At 37.7% G+C, this 17,369-nt stretch carries 30 protein-coding genes; 1 reads left to right on the top strand and 29 read right to left on the bottom strand.

Going from position 1 to position 17,369, the window contains the following annotated elements; all coding sequences use genetic code 11:
* Window position 1: 1 nt before the first annotated feature.
* From infA to HQN86_RS13905, 25 genes are all read right to left on the bottom strand, one after another.
* Window positions 2–220 (bottom strand): translation initiation factor IF-1, encoded by a 219-nt coding sequence (gene infA / locus HQN86_RS13785; RefSeq protein WP_048907428.1) that lies wholly within the window; start codon window positions 218–220, stop codon window positions 2–4.
* A 71-nt stretch (window positions 221–291) separates the two neighbouring features.
* Complete coding sequence (map, locus tag HQN86_RS13790) at window positions 292–1,077, bottom strand: type I methionyl aminopeptidase (protein WP_172661513.1); 786 nt, start codon at window positions 1,075–1,077, stop codon at window positions 292–294.
* A gap of 11 nt (window positions 1,078–1,088) precedes the next feature.
* Window positions 1,089–2,423 carry a preprotein translocase subunit SecY gene (secY, locus tag HQN86_RS13795; protein ID WP_048907430.1) on the bottom strand — a complete coding sequence of 445 codons (1,335 nt, stop codon included), beginning with the start codon at window positions 2,421–2,423 and terminating at the stop codon, window positions 1,089–1,091.
* Window positions 2,424–2,426: 3 nt separating this feature from the next.
* On the bottom strand, window positions 2,427–2,873 hold the full coding sequence (rplO, locus tag HQN86_RS13800) for a 50S ribosomal protein L15 (RefSeq protein WP_048907431.1): 447 nt from the start codon (window positions 2,871–2,873) through the stop codon (window positions 2,427–2,429).
* Between the two features lie 111 nt (window positions 2,874–2,984).
* Window positions 2,985–3,164 (bottom strand): 50S ribosomal protein L30, encoded by a 180-nt coding sequence (rpmD, locus tag HQN86_RS13805; RefSeq protein ID WP_048907432.1) that lies wholly within the window; start codon window positions 3,162–3,164, stop codon window positions 2,985–2,987.
* Window positions 3,165–3,168: 4 nt separating this feature from the next.
* On the bottom strand, window positions 3,169–3,687 hold the full coding sequence (rpsE, locus tag HQN86_RS13810; protein ID WP_008244566.1) for a 30S ribosomal protein S5: 519 nt from the start codon (window positions 3,685–3,687) through the stop codon (window positions 3,169–3,171).
* A gap of 18 nt (window positions 3,688–3,705) precedes the next feature.
* Complete coding sequence (gene rplR / locus HQN86_RS13815) at window positions 3,706–4,059, bottom strand: 50S ribosomal protein L18 (protein ID WP_048907433.1); 354 nt, start codon at window positions 4,057–4,059, stop codon at window positions 3,706–3,708.
* Between the two features lie 5 nt (window positions 4,060–4,064).
* Window positions 4,065–4,622 carry a 50S ribosomal protein L6 gene (rplF, locus tag HQN86_RS13820; protein ID WP_172661514.1) on the bottom strand — a complete coding sequence of 186 codons (558 nt, stop codon included), beginning with the start codon at window positions 4,620–4,622 and terminating at the stop codon, window positions 4,065–4,067.
* Between the two features lie 18 nt (window positions 4,623–4,640).
* Window positions 4,641–5,039: a 30S ribosomal protein S8 gene (gene rpsH / locus HQN86_RS13825; RefSeq protein ID WP_048907435.1), complete on the bottom strand. Its 399-nt coding sequence runs from the start codon at window positions 5,037–5,039 to the stop codon at window positions 4,641–4,643.
* Window positions 5,040–5,151: 112 nt separating this feature from the next.
* Window positions 5,152–5,421 carry a 30S ribosomal protein S14 gene (rpsN, locus tag HQN86_RS13830; protein ID WP_048907436.1) on the bottom strand — a complete coding sequence of 90 codons (270 nt, stop codon included), beginning with the start codon at window positions 5,419–5,421 and terminating at the stop codon, window positions 5,152–5,154.
* Window positions 5,421–5,987, bottom strand: coding sequence for a 50S ribosomal protein L5 (gene rplE, locus HQN86_RS13835; protein ID WP_216854407.1), 567 nt, complete (start codon window positions 5,985–5,987; stop codon window positions 5,421–5,423). The genes rpsN and rplE overlap by 1 nt, the downstream gene beginning before the upstream one ends.
* Entirely contained in the window at window positions 5,987–6,325 is a 339-nt protein-coding gene (gene rplX / locus HQN86_RS13840) for a 50S ribosomal protein L24 (protein WP_048907438.1), read from the bottom strand. The genes rplE and rplX overlap by 1 nt, the downstream gene beginning before the upstream one ends.
* Window position 6,326: 1 nt before the next feature.
* The gene (rplN, locus tag HQN86_RS13845; RefSeq protein WP_008244575.1) at window positions 6,327–6,695 is read right to left on the bottom strand and encodes a 50S ribosomal protein L14; all 369 of its coding nucleotides are present in this window, start codon (window positions 6,693–6,695) and stop codon (window positions 6,327–6,329) included.
* A 1-nt stretch (window position 6,696) separates the two neighbouring features.
* Entirely contained in the window at window positions 6,697–6,951 is a 255-nt protein-coding gene (gene rpsQ, locus HQN86_RS13850; protein ID WP_048907439.1) for a 30S ribosomal protein S17, read from the bottom strand.
* Between the two features lie 13 nt (window positions 6,952–6,964).
* Entirely contained in the window at window positions 6,965–7,174 is a 210-nt protein-coding gene (gene rpmC / locus HQN86_RS13855) for a 50S ribosomal protein L29 (protein WP_172661515.1), read from the bottom strand.
* 74 nt (window positions 7,175–7,248) lie between these two features.
* Window positions 7,249–7,671: a 50S ribosomal protein L16 gene (gene rplP / locus HQN86_RS13860; RefSeq protein WP_008244578.1), complete on the bottom strand. Its 423-nt coding sequence runs from the start codon at window positions 7,669–7,671 to the stop codon at window positions 7,249–7,251.
* 38 nt (window positions 7,672–7,709) lie between these two features.
* Complete coding sequence (gene rpsC, locus HQN86_RS13865) at window positions 7,710–8,558, bottom strand: 30S ribosomal protein S3 (protein WP_048907442.1); 849 nt, start codon at window positions 8,556–8,558, stop codon at window positions 7,710–7,712.
* Between the two features lie 5 nt (window positions 8,559–8,563).
* A complete protein-coding gene (rplV, locus tag HQN86_RS13870) occupies window positions 8,564–8,926 on the bottom strand; it encodes a 50S ribosomal protein L22 (RefSeq protein ID WP_037442604.1) in 363 nt (120 codons plus the stop codon).
* A gap of 7 nt (window positions 8,927–8,933) precedes the next feature.
* Window positions 8,934–9,200, bottom strand: a complete 267-nt coding sequence (gene rpsS / locus HQN86_RS13875; RefSeq protein WP_008244581.1) for a 30S ribosomal protein S19 — start codon at window positions 9,198–9,200, stop codon at window positions 8,934–8,936.
* The gene (rplB, locus tag HQN86_RS13880) at window positions 9,200–10,024 is read right to left on the bottom strand and encodes a 50S ribosomal protein L2 (RefSeq protein ID WP_048907443.1); all 825 of its coding nucleotides are present in this window, start codon (window positions 10,022–10,024) and stop codon (window positions 9,200–9,202) included. Before rplB ends, rpsS begins: the two co-directional genes overlap by 1 nt.
* Window positions 10,025–10,047: 23 nt before the next feature.
* Window positions 10,048–10,338: a 50S ribosomal protein L23 gene (gene rplW / locus HQN86_RS13885; RefSeq protein ID WP_172661516.1), complete on the bottom strand. Its 291-nt coding sequence runs from the start codon at window positions 10,336–10,338 to the stop codon at window positions 10,048–10,050.
* Window position 10,339: 1 nt separating this feature from the next.
* Complete coding sequence (rplD, locus tag HQN86_RS13890) at window positions 10,340–10,969, bottom strand: 50S ribosomal protein L4 (RefSeq protein WP_048907445.1); 630 nt, start codon at window positions 10,967–10,969, stop codon at window positions 10,340–10,342.
* A 4-nt stretch (window positions 10,970–10,973) separates the two neighbouring features.
* Window positions 10,974–11,591, bottom strand: coding sequence for a 50S ribosomal protein L3 (gene rplC, locus HQN86_RS13895; protein WP_048907446.1), 618 nt, complete (start codon window positions 11,589–11,591; stop codon window positions 10,974–10,976).
* Between the two features lie 180 nt (window positions 11,592–11,771).
* Window positions 11,772–12,164, bottom strand: coding sequence for a DUF1634 domain-containing protein (locus HQN86_RS13900; RefSeq protein ID WP_172661517.1), 393 nt, complete (start codon window positions 12,162–12,164; stop codon window positions 11,772–11,774).
* Window positions 12,161–12,997: a sulfite exporter TauE/SafE family protein gene (locus HQN86_RS13905; RefSeq protein ID WP_172661518.1), complete on the bottom strand. Its 837-nt coding sequence runs from the start codon at window positions 12,995–12,997 to the stop codon at window positions 12,161–12,163. Before HQN86_RS13905 ends, HQN86_RS13900 begins: the two co-directional genes overlap by 4 nt.
* 130 nt (window positions 12,998–13,127) lie before the next feature.
* On the opposite strand from HQN86_RS13905, the gene HQN86_RS13910 reads away from it, so the two are divergent.
* Complete coding sequence (locus HQN86_RS13910) at window positions 13,128–13,736, top strand: hypothetical protein (protein WP_172661519.1); 609 nt, start codon at window positions 13,128–13,130, stop codon at window positions 13,734–13,736.
* A gap of 74 nt (window positions 13,737–13,810) precedes the next feature.
* Here HQN86_RS13910 and rpsJ read toward each other — a convergent pair whose 3' ends face one another.
* From rpsJ to rpsL, 4 genes are read right to left on the bottom strand one after another with little or no spacing between them, the layout of a single operon-like run.
* The gene (gene rpsJ, locus HQN86_RS13915) at window positions 13,811–14,116 is read right to left on the bottom strand and encodes a 30S ribosomal protein S10 (protein WP_008244591.1); all 306 of its coding nucleotides are present in this window, start codon (window positions 14,114–14,116) and stop codon (window positions 13,811–13,813) included.
* A gap of 59 nt (window positions 14,117–14,175) precedes the next feature.
* The gene (gene fusA / locus HQN86_RS13920) at window positions 14,176–16,290 is read right to left on the bottom strand and encodes an elongation factor G (protein ID WP_048907450.1); all 2,115 of its coding nucleotides are present in this window, start codon (window positions 16,288–16,290) and stop codon (window positions 14,176–14,178) included.
* Between the two features lie 17 nt (window positions 16,291–16,307).
* Entirely contained in the window at window positions 16,308–16,775 is a 468-nt protein-coding gene (gene rpsG, locus HQN86_RS13925; protein ID WP_048907451.1) for a 30S ribosomal protein S7, read from the bottom strand.
* A 16-nt stretch (window positions 16,776–16,791) separates the two neighbouring features.
* Window positions 16,792–17,205 carry a 30S ribosomal protein S12 gene (gene rpsL, locus HQN86_RS13930; RefSeq protein ID WP_008244597.1) on the bottom strand — a complete coding sequence of 138 codons (414 nt, stop codon included), beginning with the start codon at window positions 17,203–17,205 and terminating at the stop codon, window positions 16,792–16,794.
* Between the last annotated feature and the right edge of the window lie 164 nt (window positions 17,206–17,369).

Below are 17,369 nucleotides of genomic sequence, written 5' to 3' on the forward strand. Positions count from 1 at the left end.
TTTATTTATATCTATAAGTAATCCTGCCCTTTGATAAATCGTAAGGCGACATCTCTAATTTTACTTTATCTCCGGGTAAAATTTTGATGTAGTGCATCCTCATTTTCCCCGAAATATGAGCTATTATCTCATGTCCATTCTCTAGTTCAACTCTGAACATGGCATTCGATAATGCTTCTTTTATTACACCGTCTTGTTCAATTGAGGCTTGTTTAGCCATATAATATTGATTTTTACTTAATTAGCTGCTATTAAACAGGGTTGCAAAATTAAATAAAAAATTTTAATTATTTACTTTTTTTCTATTAAAACTTCTTCAATTAAAGAAAAGGTTGATAAAACATCTGCTTTTCCTTTTTTTACAGCCACTGTATGTTCAAAATGTGCAGAAGGTCGATTGTCATTACTGGTTACTGTCCAGCCATCAGACCAAAACTTCACTCCGGCTGTGCCGGCATTTATCATTGGTTCTATTGCTATAACCATCCCTTCTTCCAGTTTAATCCCACTACCACGTTTACCGTAGTTAGGAACCTCTGGCTTTTCATGCAACTTAACTCCTACTCCATGCCCTACCAGCTCTCTTACTACACCAAAACCATTCTTCTCTGCCAGGTCCTGAACAGCAAAACCAATATCTCCAATTCTGGAACCTACAACTGCCTTTTCTACAGCCAGTCGTAAACATTCCTGAGTTACTTCTACCAACTTCTTCTTCTCGGCACTTACTTCTCCAATTGAAAATGTATATGCTGAATCACCAAAGTAGTTGTTTTTAATAACCCCGCAATCCACTGAGATAAGATCACCTTCCTGAATCACATAATCGCTCGGAAATCCATGAACAACTTGTTCATTAGGTGAAATACAAAGCGAATAAGGAAAGCCATTATAATTCAAAAAAGCAGGTATTGCGCCATGATCCTTAATAAAAGTCTCAGCCAGCTGATCTAACTTTTTGGTTGTAACACCTGGCTGAATAACTTTTGCTACTTCAGCTAGTGTCTTTGACACTAACAAAGAGCTTTCTCTTATTAATTCTATCTCCTCGAGGGATTTATAATAGATCTTAGACATTCTTTCTTCTACTATATCACTGCATTGCTTCCGCTAGCAGCTGGAATTCCTGTTCTTCCAGTAACACGACCTGTCTTCATCAATCCATCATAATGACGCATTAACAAATAACTTTCGATCTGTTGCAATGTATCCAAAACCACACCTACAAGAATTAGCAAAGAAGTACCGCCATAGAAATGAGCGAACTCAGATTTAATTCCAAACTTAACAGCGATTGAAGGAAGAATAGCGATGATAGCTAAAAAGACAGCACCCGGAAAGGTAATCTTTGAGATCACATCGTCTATAAAAGATGAGGTAGACAATCCAGGTTTAATACCAGGAATGAACCCACCGTTCTTTTTCATATCATCCGACATCTGAGTAGGATTAACTGTAATAGCGGTATAGAAAAACGTAAATGCAATAATTAAAAAAGCAAATGTTAAACTATATGCTAATGAAGTATAATCACTAAACTGAATTAGCCATGTATTTTGTAGTGAAGGAAAAAATTGCGTTAAAGTTGCCGGAATAAACATTAATGCCTGAGCGAAAATGATTGGCATTACACCTGCAGCATTCACCTTTAATGGTATGTACTGTCTTACACCACCAAATTGTCTGTTACCAACAATTCTTTTGGCATATTGAACTGGTACTTTACGTACACCCTGTACGATCATGATAGTGAACATAACTACTGCAAAAAGTGCAACTATCTCAATCACCAAAGCGATAAGTCCACCATCACCTACAAATCTAGAGCTGATCTCTTGTTGTAAAGCGATAGGTAAACGAGCGATAATACCAACCATAATGATCAGTGAGATACCATTACCGATACCTTTATCAGTAATTTTCTCTCCTAACCACATTACAAATAATGTACCTGCGGCCAATACAAACGTAGCCAGAACAAAGAATAATGTATGATTAATGATAATTGCCTCTGGCGGAACCTGAGTTTTTACATAACCAACTGCTTGTACAGCTGTAATAGCAACAGTTAGATAGCGTGTAATTTGATTCAGTTTATTTCTTCCACTTTCACCTTCCTTTTGCATTTTCTGAAACGAAGGTACAGCAATACCTAATAGCTGAACTACAATTGATGCAGAAATATAAGGCATAACTCCCAAAGCAAGAATAGATACTCTGGAGAATGATCCCCCAGCGAACATATCCAAAAGGCCCAAAAGGCCAGACTTCTCATTATCGCCTAAAAGAGTCGCATCAACACCTGGCAAAACCACATGCGATACAAATCTATATACCAAAAGAATCATGAGCGTAAATACTATACGCTCTTTTAATTCTTGAATTTTCCAAATATTACTTAAAGTAGTAAACAGCTTCTTCATTAATTACAATTTTTCGATTGAGCCTCCAACAGCCTCAATAGCTTTTTGTGCAGTAGCAGAAAAAGCATGTGCTTTAACTTCTAATTTAGATTTAACCTCACCACGACCTAATACTTTTACCAGATCATTTTTTGAAGCCAATCCGTGTTCTTGCAAGATAGCAAAATCAATGCTTGTTAAGTTAAACTTCTCAGCCAAACCTTGTAAAACATCTAAGTTTACACCTACATATTCAACACGGTTAATTGGTTTGAAACCTACCTTAGGCACACGACGTTGTAACGGCATTTGACCACCTTCAAATCCAATCTTAGTTGAATGTCCTGAACGTGATCCAGCACCTTTATGTCCACGTGTCGAAGTACCACCACGACCAGAACCAGTACCACGACCTATCCTCTTACTATTTTTAGTAGAACCTGCTGCAGGTTTTAAATTACTTAAGTTCATTTTTAAAACTTATTGTGTTGCCCTTCGCTTTCACTAATCAGGGACAACGGTTAAACAATATACAAAGGTTGCAAATGTAGTCATATAACTCACATCTGCAACCTTAAATAATTATATACTCTCGATAGCTATTAAGTGATTAACTTTTCTTACCATTCCAATAATGGCAGCAGTTGCTTCTACTTCTACACTTTGGTTCATTTTAGTTAAACCTAAAGCTTGCATCGTTCTTTTTTGGCGTTCGCTTCTATCGATAATGCTTTTTACCTGGGTTATTTTGATCTTCGCCATAATATTATCCGTTAAAAACTTTATTTAAATCTACACCACGTTGCTGAGCTACAGTATAAGCATCACGCATCTTAGTTAAAGCATCAACAGTTGCTTTTACCACGTTATGTGGATTAGATGAACCTTTTGATTTGGCCAATACGTTATGTACTCCGGCACTCTCTAATACAGCACGCATTGCACCACCAGCAATTACTCCGGTACCTACTGCAGCTGGTTTGATTAAAACAAAACCACCTGAGAATTTACCAATTTGCTCGTGAGGAACAGTACCATTTAACAAAGGAACTTTTACCAAGTTCTTTTTAGCATCATCGATGCCTTTTGCAATTGCTTCTGTTACCTCTTTAGCTTTACCCAATCCGTAACCTACGATTCCGTTTTCATCTCCAACAACTACGATTGCTGAGAAGCTGAAAGTACGACCACCTTTGGTTACTTTGGCTACACGCTGTATGCTAACTAAACGATCTTTCAATTCGATTTCGCTAGTCTTAACTCTTTTTATATTGATAGTTGACATTCTTATCCTATTTTCAGATTAAAATACTAAACCAGCTTCGCGAGCACCTTCTGCCAACGATTTTATACGTCCATGGTATAAGTAGCCGTTTCTATCGAAAACAACTTCTTTAACACCAGCTGCGATTGCTTTCTCTGCAACTAATTTACCTACAGCTACAGATTGCTCCGATTTGTTTCCAGTACCTGAAAAATCTTTAGATAAAGATGAAGCTGATACAATTGTACTACCGGTTACGTCGTTAATGATTTGAGCATAAATTCCTTTATTGCTTCTATAAACCGATAAACGTGGACGGCTTTCAGAACCTGTTAATCTTTTTCTGATTCCTTTTTTTATACGATCTCTACGAGATAATTTTTTCCCTGCCATGATGATTATTTTTTAGAAGCTGATTTACCTGCTTTTCTTCTTAACACTTCTCCTACAAACTTGATACCTTTACCTTTGTATGGCTCTGGTGCACGTAACGAACGGATTTTCGCTGCTACTTGTCCTATCAGTTGTTTATCAATACTTTCCAAAATAATTTTTGGAGTCTGACCTTTTTCTGAAGTTGTCGTTACCTTAATTTCTTCCGGCAATTGGAATACATAGTGGTGAGAATAACCTAAAACAAGATCCAAAGTATTTCCTTGGTTAGTAGCACGGTAACCCACACCTACTAATTCTTGTTGAATTTTATAACCTTCTGTTACACCAACAACCATATTGTTTAACAAAGAACGATACAAACCGTGTAACGCTTTGTGTCTTTTTTGTTCTGAGGGACGTTGTACAGTTAATACACCATCTTCCTGACTTACTGTGATATCTGAATCTACTGCTTGAGTTAATTCACCTTTAGGGCCTTTAACAGATACTACGTTATCTTTAGATACAGTAATTGTAACACCTGAAGGGATACTAATTGGGGCTTTTCCTATTCTTGACATTTTGCTATCCTCCTTTAATTAATAAACGTGACACAAAACTTCGCCACCAATGTTTAGTTTAGCAGCTTCTTTATCAGTCATAACACCCTTAGATGTAGATAAGATCGCGATACCTAAACCGTTTAATACTCTTGGCATATTCTCTACGCCAGCATATTGCCTTAAACCTGGTTTACTGATACGTACTAATGTACGGATTGCAGGTATTTTCGTAATAGCGTTATATTTTAAAGCTATCTTGATTGTACCTTGAGCAGTAGTATCCTCAAATTTGTAATTGGCAATGTAACCTTTATCAAAAAGTACTTTAGTAATTTCCTTTTTAAGGTTTGATGCAGGAATCTCTACAATTCTGTGATTTGCCTTGATGGCATTTCTTACCCTTGTAAGATAATCTGCTATTGGATCTGTATTCATTTTTTATATAGTTGTGATAGTGGTTTCCTTCCTGACCTATTCGGGACGACCTGCCATCGGTTAATATTTATTTTCTACTCAAGGAAAAAACCTTAAGTACAAAGAAGCTGTGTTACCAGCTTGCTTTTCTAACTCCAGGTATTTTACCTGCTAAAGCCATATCGCGGAAAAGTACCCTTGATATACCGAAAGTACGCATATAACCACGAGGACGTCCAGTCAATTTACAACGATTGTGTAAACGTACAGCAGATGAGTTTTTTGGTAACTTATCTAATCCTTCATAATCACCAGCAGCTTTAAGTTCAGCACGTTTGTCTGCATACTTAGCTACTAATTTCTGGCGCTTAACTTCGCGAGCTTTTACTCCTTCTTTTGCCATTATAGATTTGTATTTTGATTTTTAAACGGTAATCCAAATTGTTTTAAAAGTTCCAATGCTTCAACATCAGTAGTAGCAGTAGTTACAAAAGTAATGTCCATACCTAAAATCTTGCTGATTTTGTCGATGTTGATCTCTGGGAATATGATTTGTTCGGTAATACCTAAAGTATAGTTACCTTTTCCATCAAAACCTTTATCATTGATACCTTTGAAATCACGGATACGTGGCAAAGCTACGGAAATTAAACGATCTAAAAACTCATACATGTTATTATCACGCAAAGTAACACGTACACCTACTGGCATACCTTTACGCAACTTAAAGTTTGAGATATCTTTTTTAGATTTTGCTCCAACTGCTTGCTGACCAGAGATAGTAGTCATCTCCAAAATAGAGCTGTCCATTATTTTCTTATCAGTTACAGAGAAACGCCCAACACCTTGGTTAATAGCGATTTTCTCTAACTTAGGAACTTGCATAACGCTTTTATAATTGAACTTATCTTTAAGTGCAGTTACAATTTCCTCTTTATATTTACTTTTTAATCTTGGTATGTAAGCCATTATTTGATCTCCTCTCCTGATTTTTTACTAACCCTAACTAATTTCCCATCAGCATTAAGCTTTCTGCCAACGCGTGTTATATCACCTGATTTAGGATCTATTAACGCAACGTTAGAAATATGAAGAGCAGCTTCTTTTTTAATGATACCACCATTTGGGGTAGCAGCATTTGGTTTTGTATGTTTTGATACAAGGTTAACACCTTCTACAAGGATTCTGCTTTTAGTAATTAATACTGAAAGAACTTTACCTTGTTGGCCTTTTGAATCGCCAGCTATAACCTTTACTAAATCTCCTTTACGGATTTTTACTTTTGGTGTAGTTACTTTATTTTTCATTTTATAATACCTCCGGTGCTAATGATACAATTTTCATGAATTGTTTTTCACGCAGTTCTCTTGCTACCGGGCCAAAAATACGTGTACCACGCGGCTCATCTTGTGCATTTAATAATACTGCTGCATTGTCGTCGAAACGGATGTAAGAACCATCTTTACGTCTGATCTCTTTCTTTGTTCTTACAACAACTGCTTTAGAAACGGTTCCTTTCTTGATGTTTCCAGAAGGCAATGCACTTTTAACGGTAACAACGATTTTGTCACCAATAGAAGCATATCTTTTTCCAGTACCACCAAGGACACGGATAACCAATACTTCTTTTGCGCCGCTATTGTCGGCTACGTTTAATCTTGATTCCTGTTGTACCATGTTATTTAGCCCTTTCTAAAATTTCCACTAATCTCCAGTTCTTGTTTTTACTCAGCGGACGAGTCTCCATGATCAGTACTGTATCACCAATACCGCAATCGTTTTTCTCGTCATGAGCCATAAATTTGGTAGTTTTCTTAACAAACTTACCATAGATCGGGTGTTTCACTTTACGTTCTACCGCTACAACAATAGATTTATCCATCTTGTTGCTTACCACTAACCCGGTTCTTGTTTTTCTTAATTGTCTTTCCATTTCGACTCTAAAGTTATTTAGTTTCACTAGCTGACTGAGCTTTACGCTTAGTCACTTCAGTATTTAATCGGGCGATATCTCTTCTTACCTTTTTAATGCGGGTAGGATTCTCTATAGCCGAAATTGTATGCGCAAATTTTAACTTTACTAAGTTTTCTTTTTCTTCTGCAATCCTGACTACTAGTTCTTCTTGTGAAAGCCCTGTGATTTCTGAGTTCTTCATTTTATTAATTTTTATGTTGTGGGCCTAGCGGTTGTAATAACAAGTTACTTACAACATTCAACCCATAACTTTTCTTATGCCTCTACGTAATCTCTACGTACTACAAATTTTGTTTGGATCGGTAATTTTTGAGCTGCCAATCTCATAGCTTCTTTAGCAATTTCTAAAGGAACTCCTTCGGCTTCAAAAATAATACGTCCTGGTCTAACTACGGCTACCCAGTATTCCGGAGCACCCTTACCTTTACCCATACGTACTTCGGCTGGTTTCTTAGTTACCGGTTTGTCCGGGAATATTCTAATCCAAACCTGACCTTCACGTTTCATGAAACGAGTCACGGCAATACGGGCTGCCTCTATCTGACGACTGGTAATCCATGTCGACTCTAAAGATTTAATCCCGAAAGATCCGAATGACAATTCAGCACCACGAGTTGCTAAACCTTTCATTCTGCCCTTTTGCATCTTTCTGAACTTCGTTCTTTTTGGCTGTAACATTTTATCTTAATATTATCGTTAAACGATCTGTTAACTAATTATTTACGAGGACCTCTATTCTGAGTATTTCCGCCTCTATTATCTCTTCCTGCACCAGGACCGCCTTGACCAGGACCTCTTCCGCCACGACCTTTGTCGTTTCTTCTGTCGCCACCGCCACGGTTATCTCTGTCTCTACCACCACCTGCAAAAGCACCTTCTGGTCTTCCACCTTTGCCTGGAGCATTGCTCGTAGCACCGATGTTTGGAGAAAGATCACGTTTACCGTAAACTTCACCTTTACAGATCCATACTTTAACACCTATTTTACCATAAGTAGTTAAAGCTTCTGCTAATGCATAATCAATGTCTGCACGGAAAGTATGCAAAGGAATTCTTCCTTCTTTATACTGTTCGCTACGAGCCATCTCAGCACCACCTAAACGACCAGAGGTCATAATTTTGATACCTTCAGCACCCATACGCATTGTTGATGCGATAGTAGACTTCATTGCTCTACGGAATGAAATCCTTGCTTCTAATTGTTTTGCAACACCTTCTGCTACTAATTGTGCATCAAGCTCAGGACGTTTAATTTCAAAGATGTTGATCTGAATTTCCTTCTTAGTCAATTTTTTCAACTCTTCTTTGATCTTGTCAACTTCCTGTCCTGCTTTACCGATCACAATCCCCGGACGAGCTGTATGAATAGTAACAGTGATACGTTTCAACGTACGCTCTATTACCACTTTAGCTACACCGCCTTTTGCGATACGTGCAGAAAGGTATTTTCTTATTTTTTCGTCCTCAACTAATTTATCAGCATAGTTGTTGCCACCGAACCAGTTAGAATCCCAACCTTTGATGATTCCTAACCTGTTACCTATTGGATGTGCTTTTTGTCCCATTTCTGTTAATTAGTTTGAGTTTCAACGTTTTTACTATCTACTATCAAAGTTACGTGGTTTGAACGTTTACGTATTCTGTAACCGCGTCCTTGAGGTGCTGGTCTTAATCTTTTTAACTGACGACCACCGCCTACCATTATCGTTTTCACGTATAATTGGTTTTCTTCAGGGCGAGAACCTTCATTTTTAGTTTCCCAGTTTTTGATAGCCGATAATAATAGTTTCTCAACTCTTATTGCTGCTTCTTTATTGGTAAACTTTAAAATATGTAAAGCTTTCTCAACACGCTCACCTCTGATAAGATCTACAACCAAACGCATTTTACGTGGTGAGGTTGGACAATTGTTTAATTTCGCTACTGCTTCCATCTCTTAATTATTTTTTCTTTTCAGAGTGACCCCTAAATGTTCTGGTTGGAGCAAACTCTCCCAGCTTATGACCAACCATGTTTTCTGTTACGTATACCGGTATAAATTTATTACCGTTGTGTACTGCAAATGTATGACCCACAAAATCTGGTGAAATCATTGATCTGCGTGACCAAGTTTTAATTACAGACTTCTTGCCTGAATCATTCATAGATACTACTTTCTTCTCTACGTTATGGTCAATATAAGGTCCTTTTTTTATCGAACGAGCCATTATTTCTTCCTTTTCTCTATGATGAAACGATTTGAGTATTTTTTAAGTGTACGGGTTTTGAAGCCTTTAGCATACATACCGTTCCTTGAGCGAGGCTGACCTCCTGATGAGCGACCCTCACCACCACCCATAGGGTGATCGACTGGGTTCATCGCTACTGGACGTGTTCTTGGACGACGTCCCAACCAGCGGCTGCGACCTGCTTTACCTAATACCTCATTTGCATGATCTGAATTGGAAACTGCTCCTATTGTAGCCAAACATGCAGTCAAGATTAATCTTGTCTCACCTGAAGGCATTTTCAATGTAGCATATTTACCATCACGAGCTGCTAATTGTGCATAAGCACCTGCACTACGTGCTAACTGTGCTCCACGGCCTGGATGAATCTCTACATTGTGCACAATAGATCCCAAAGGAATATTAGCCAATTTAAGAGTGTTTCCTACCTCTGGAGTAGCTGTTTCTCCCGAAACTACTGTTTGTCCTACTTGCAACCCTTCAGGTGCAATAATGTAACGCTTCTCGCCGTCTGCATAATGTAATAGTGCAATACGTGCGGTACGGTTTGGATCGTATTCAACAGTAGCTACTGTTGCAGGAATATCAAATTTCTCACGTTTAAAGTCAATCAAACGATAAGATTTTTTGTGACCACCACCCATGTAGCGCATAGTCATCTTTCCTGTATTGTTACGTCCTCCCGATTTCTTAGAAGATACAACCAATGATTTTTCGGGCTTGGTTGCTGTAATCTCCGTAAAACTGGCACCAACTCTAAAGCGGGTTCCCGGAGTAACTGGTTTAAATTTTCTTAAGCCCATAGTTATAAATAATTCAATTCTTATTAAATATTCGCGTAATAATCTATTGTTTCACCTGCTTTCAAGGTTACAATAGCTTTTTTATATTTCGGGGTACGACCACTAACTAATCCACCTTTAGTATTTCTAGATTTAAGTTTACCATTTACTACCATTGTATTGATAGCTAAAATGTTAACACCATACATCTTTTCAATAACTTGCTTAATCTGCAATTTATTGGCTTTATGATCTACTTGAAAAGTAAAGCGGTTAGATTTTTCTGTTAATGCCGAAGCTTTTTCTGTTAATATTGGTTTTCTTAAAAGTTCCATATTACTTGGCAAATGCCTCCTCCAATGTTTTAAGAGATTCAGTCGTCAACAAAAGCTTACCGCAATTTAATACATCATAAGTATTCAATTGATCTGCAGTAATAACTTTAGCTTTCTGAATGTTTCTGCTTGATAAATAGATATTGTTATTTTGCGAAGGTAAAACCAACAATGTCTTTTCGCCAGCTAAATTTAATGCGCTAACTAAGTTCAAGTAGTTTTTAGTTTTGATTGAATCAAAAGTGAAACCTTCTAAAACCACAACACTTTGATCTTGTGCTTTGTATGATAATGCAGACTTACGAGCCAACACTTTCAGTTTCTTATTCAATTTAAAACTATAATCGCGTGGTTGAGGACCAAATACACGACCACCACCATTAAACAATGGAGATTTAATACTTCCGGCACGAGCACCACCAGTACCTTTTTGTTTATATAATTTACGGGTTGAACCTGCAATCTCATTACGTTGTTTAGACTTGTGAGTACCTTGACGTTGATTAGCCAAATACTGTTTAACATCTAAATAAATTGCGTGGTCAACAGGCGTTATGCCAAATACCGACTCAGGAAGCTGCACCTTGGCACCTGTCTCTTTTCCTGAAATGTTTAATACTTTAACTTCCATCTGCTTACTTATCTAAGATTACGTAAGAACCCTTAGCTCCTGGTACGGAACCACTAACTACAACTAGATTTTGATCAGCATAAACTTTCAAAACTTGTAAGTTCTGAACTTTTACTCTATCTCCACCCATTCTTCCCGCCATACGCATGCCTTTAAATACACGTGAAGGATAAGAAGCAGCACCTAATGAACCTGGCGCACGCATTCTGTTATGCTGTCCGTGAGTTTGACCACCAACACCGCCGAAACCATGGCGTTTAACAACACCTTGGAAACCTTTACCTTTTGATGTACCAACTACATCCACAAAATCTCCTTCGTTAAAGATGTTTACCGTTACAGTATCACCTAAATTTAACGATTCTTCAAATGGCTCAAATTCAACCAATTTACGTTTTGGAGTGGTGTTTGCTTTCGCAAAGTGCCCTTTTAGAGGCTGAGTGGTGTTTTTTTCTTTAGCTTCGTCGAAACTCAACTGAACTGAAACGTAACCGTCTTTTTCTTCGGTCTTTACCTGTGTAACTACACAAGGCCCAGCTTCGATCACCGTACAAGGAATATTCTTTCCCTCGGCGTCGAAAATGCTGGTCATTCCTACTTTTTTTCCAATAATACCTGACATTTTCTATTTTAATTTAACACCCATCGAAGCAGTAGGGCTTCGTTCAAGGTGGATACACATCCCTATTAAGGGAGGGCAAAAATAAGAAAGAAATCTTAATTTTCAAATAGTTAGCTCATTATTTTTTCAAATAAATGCAAAAAAATAATTACATGCGGTAACGTGCAATTAAAACAACATTTACCCAACCAACTTATTACTTAAACTAAATAGAATTACACATAAAACGAATGCTCCAATCAAAACGTATAAATAATCACGCTCAATTAAGAAGCTAAAAATCGAAAAAACCACGCGCATGATTGGTGTAAATATCAGCAAGAGAACTCCAAATTGAATAATAGCACTTCCTTTTAAATGCCCCAATCCTATAAAAATATCTGATACAGTAGAGAAGCCGGCCTTAACAGAATCAAAATGGCTATAGTTTACCATTTCAGAATGATTAAAGGCAAGGTACACCAAACCTCCTATAAAAACCACTGTCATAGAAGCAATTACACCAACCCTAAGTAATGTCCCAAGGATGATCTGAATATCCCTGTCTGCAAAGAAGTTCTTCTCTTTACTCATAATCTACCAGTTAATCCATTATAAATCATTTGCAGCGCCAAAAAAGCAACAACAACAGCAAAGATAATTTTAAGTTTATCTGTTTTAGTCTTTACCAATATTTTCGAGCCAACCGTTGCTCCTGTTAAAACACCTAGTGCCACAGGCATCGCAATTCCCGGATCAATCTGTCCTCTATGTAAATATACGATAGCACTGGCCGCCGCAGTAACCCCCATCATGAAATTACTTGTTGTAGTAGATACCTTAAAAGGGATACGCATTATGTTATCCATTGCAATAACCTTTAGTGCTCCGGAGCCAATTCCAAGCAATCCGGAAATTATACCCGCAACAAACATCATCAAAAAACCACCAATCACATTATGCACTGCATAATTTTGCATACCGTTTTCTGTCGGATAAGTACCGTTCAATTTTAAAAAAACTGCTAATCTCCCCGATGTATCATTATCAGAATGGTCAATTTTTTTCCTTATCATCATTACCGCCGAGAACAACAGAATAAGACCAAAAATTATTGCAATATAGCTGGGGTTAATATATACTGTAACAACTGCACCTATAATTGCGCTTATTGTGGTAGCAATCTCCAGGAACATCCCAATTCGAATATTGGTGATCCCCTCTTTTACATAAGCAGCCGCAGAACCTGACGAGGTAGCTATAACGGAGATAATTGAAGCTCCTATTGCATAGTGAATATCAACACCCAATACCAGGGTCAACAATGGAATGATAATTACCCCTCCCCCCAAGCCGGTAAGAGACCCAACTAATCCGGCCAAGAAAGCTCCCAGCAGGACAATAATTGTAAATAGTAATACCGACATTGCTGCAAATATACTATCTCCAAACAAAACACAATAAAATTAAAATATGAATGTTAAATTAGGGGTGAATCACTTGTGAAACCGCAAACTGAATAAACAACTACCAATATTTAAAAACAAAATACCATCAATGAGAAAAATCTTACTACCAATCATCACTATTCTATTAATTAATTTTACGGCTCAAGCGCAGTTAAAAGCGGATACAAGTAAAATTGATCCCTCTTTAAGGGGGCAGTACCAGCTTCTGCTGTCAAAATCTAAAACCTTAAATGGCTATAAATTAGTAAATCCATCCAGGTTATCGGTATTCTGGCAAAATGTGAGAGATAGTTTAAACACAGATCGCAAACAATTAGTGATAACAAGAAAAAAAATCGAGGATCAAGGAAAAGAGATCTCAGATCTAAAAAAGCAAATTTCTGGCACAGAATCATCACTTGCCAATTCCAATGCTAAGTTAAATGAGATCAGCTTTCTTGGAATAGGTTTTACCAAATCAAACTATAACCTGGTTGTATGGGGCCTAATAATTGCCTTAGGCGCAGCTTTGGCTATTATCATATTAAGATCAGCTAAGCATATCCATGAAGCCAAATACAGAAGCACCTTATATGATGAGATATCACAAGAATATCAAAACTATAAAGTTAAGGCTAATGATAAAGAGAAAAAGCTGGCCAGAGAACTGCAGGATGAACGTAATAAACTGGACGAGCTTAAAAATCGCGGTAAATAAACAGTTTGCTGCAATAACAAAAAAGCCCTTGAAAATAAATTTCAAGGGCTTTTTTGTTAACCGTTAAAGTATAGTTATACTTTAATTTCTACTTCAACACCGCTAGGTAATTCAAGTTTCATTAAAGCATCAACTGTTTTAGAGTTAGAGCTATAAATATCTAACAAACGTTTGTATGCGCATAATTGAAACTGCTCACGTGCTTTTTTGTTCACGTGTGGTGAACGCAAAACTGTGAATATTTTCTTTTCTGTTGGCAACGGAATCGGTCCGCTAACCACTGCACCCGTAGGTTTAACAGTCTTTACGATTTTCTCAGCAGATTTATCTACCAAGTTGTAATCGTAAGATTTTAATTTAATTCTGATTCTTTGGCTCATGGTATTTATTTAATTAAGGCGCCGGTTAGAGCTATTAATAACCGGCTGCCAATTTATTTTTATTCTACAGATTTAATTCTGCCTTTTGATTTAGCAATTACTTCGTCCTGAACGTTTTTCGGAGCTGGCTCGTAGTGATCAAACTCCATTGTAGAGGTTGCACGACCAGAAGTAATAGTACGTAACTGAGTTACATAACCAAACATCTCAGAAAGAGGTACAGTTGCTTTAATTACTTGAGCACCATTACGTGTATCCATTCCTAAAAGTTGACCACGACGACGGTTCATATCACCGATTACATCTCCCATGTTTTCTTCAGGAGTAAGGATCTCGATTTTCATGATTGGCTCCATCAATACAGGGTTACATTTAGGTAATGCCTCACGATATGCCATTTTAGCTGCAAGTTCAAAAGATAAAGCATCTGAATCGACTGCGTGGAATGAACCATCAATTAAGCGAACTTTCATGTCTGGTAGTGGGTAACCAGCCAATACTCCGTTAGCCATAGATGCAGCAAATCCTTTTTCTACAGATGGGATAAATTCACGAGGAATTGAACCACCGGTAATTTCGTTAACAAACTGCAATCCACCTTTTTCCCAATCAGCATCGATAGGAGAAATAACAACTTGGATGTCCGCAAATTTACCACGACCACCAGATTGTTTTTTATATGTCTCACGATGTTGAACAGTTCCATTAATTGCTTCTTTGTAAGCAACTTGTGGCGCACCTTGATTAACCTCAACTTTGAACTCACGTTTTAAACGATCGATCAAAATATCTAAGTGAAGCTCACCCATACCAGAGATAACAGTCTGGCCAGTTTCCTGATCAGTTTGAACTCTAAAGGTAGGATCCTCTTCAGCTAATTTAGATAAGCCCATACCTAATTTATCAATATCAGCTTGAGTTTTAGGCTCAATTGCTAAACCGATAACCGGCTCTGGGAAATCCATTGATTCAAGAACAATTGGATGTTTCTCATCGCAAAGTGTATCACCTGTTTTGATATCTTTAAATCCTACTACCGCAGCAATATCACCAGCACCTACATTAGGAATTGGATTTTGCTTGTTAGCATGCATTTGGAAGATACGAGAAATACGCTCTTTGTTTTCAGAACGTGCATTATAAACGTATGAACCAGCTTCTAGGTTACCTGAATAAACACGAATAAAGCACAAACGACCTACGAAAGGATCCGTTGCAATTTTAAATGCTAAAGCTGCAAAAGGCTCGTTAATGTCTGGCTGACGAGTTACTTCCTGACCAGTTTCTGGGTTAGTACCTGTAATACCATCCACATCCATTGGCGAAGGCAATAGTTCCATTACCAAATCAAGCATGGTTTGAACACCTTTATTTTTGAAAGATGAACCACACACCATAGGAACGATTTTAGCATCTAAAGTAGCTTTACGCAATGCATCAAGAATCTCACGCTCAGTGATTGAACTCGGATCTTCGAAGAATTTCTCCATCAAAGACTCATCGTAATCAGCAACAGCTTCTAATAAATTCTCTCTCCATTCAGCAACTTCATCAACCATATCTGCAGGAATTGGAACCTCAGTAAAGGTCATACCTTTATCGTGCTCATTCCAAACAATACCACGGTTATTGATCAAATCAACTACACCAGTAAAGTTATCTTCAGCACCAATTGGTAACTGCAAAGGAACAGCATGACTGCCCAACATATCTTTAACCTGTTTAACAACTTTTAAGAAGTCAGCTCCAGAACGGTCCATTTTATTAACGAAACCGATACGAGGAACTGCATAGTTGTTAGCTAAACGCCAGTTAGTTTCAGATTGAGGCTCAACACCATCAACTGCTGAAAATAAAAACACCAATCCGTCAAGTACACGCAATGAACGGTTTACCTCTACGGTAAAATCCACGTGTCCAGGAGTATCGATAACGTTTACCTGATATTTATTACCACGGTAAGGCCAGAATACAGTTGTTGCAGCAGACGTGATTGTTATCCCGCGTTCAGCTTCCTGTACCATCCAGTCCATGGTTGATGCACCTTCGTGTACCTCACCAATCTTGTGGTTTACCCCAGCATAATAAAGGATACGCTCTGTTGTTGTAGTTTTACCTGCATCAATGTGAGCTGCGATCCCGATATTTCTAGTAAATTTTAAATCTCTTGACATTATAATAATTTCAAATATTAGAAACGGAAATGTGAGAACGCTTTGTTAGCCTCAGCCATTTTATGCGTATCTTCTTTCTTTTTCACTGCTGCACCTTCACCTTTAGCTGCTGAAACAATTTCACCTGCTAATTTTTCTTTCATGGTTTTTTCACCACGTTTACGAGCGTAAGAAATTAACCATTTCATGCCTAAAGCAATCTTACGGTCTGGTCTTACTTCTGTAGGTACCTGAAAGTTAGCACCACCAACACGGCGTGACTTAACCTCTACTGCAGGCATTACATTTGCTAAAGCACGTTTCCATACTTCTAAACCGTTCTCACCAGCTTTTTTCTCAGCTAATTCAACAGCATCATAAAAAATATCATATGCGATAGATTTTTTTCCATCGTACATCATATTATTTACAAATCTCGTCACCTGAACATCGTTAAATTTTGGATCAGGAAGGATAATTCTCTTTTTTGGTTTTGACTTTCTCATTTTTCTTTCCTCCTAATTATTTCTTTTTACCTTTTGTTGGTGCCGCTGCTACTTGTCCTGGCTTAGGACGTTTAGTACCATATTTTGAACGACGTTGGTTACGACCAGCAACTCCTGAAGTATCTAATGCTCCACGGATGATGTGATAACGTACACCTGGTAAATCTTTAACACGTCCACCACGTATCAATACGATTGAGTGCTCCTGTAAATTGTGACCTTCTCCAGGGATGTAGGCATTAACCTCTTTACCATTGGTTAAACGTACACGTGCAACTTTACGCATTGCTGAGTTTGGTTTTTTAGGGGTAGTGGTATATACACGTGTACATACACCTCTTCGCTGTGGACAGCTGTCCAACGCCGGAGACTTACTCTTGAACTCCAGTGCTACTCTACCTTTTCTAACTAATTGTTGAATGGTTGGCATTGTTCTTTTTTGTTTTTCTTATTTTATGTTTAAAAACTTTACCCCTCAATAAGGGACTGCAAAGGTAAGACAATACATTTTATAAATCAAGGGGTTAACACAAAATTATTCAAACCATAAGATTCACAGAATAAATAATAAGGGTTCTATATGGCGTATTTGGG

Origin of the sequence: Pedobacter panaciterrae, assembly GCF_013204795.1 — a bacterium.
GTDB lineage: Bacteria > Bacteroidota > Bacteroidia > Sphingobacteriales > Sphingobacteriaceae > Pedobacter > Pedobacter panaciterrae.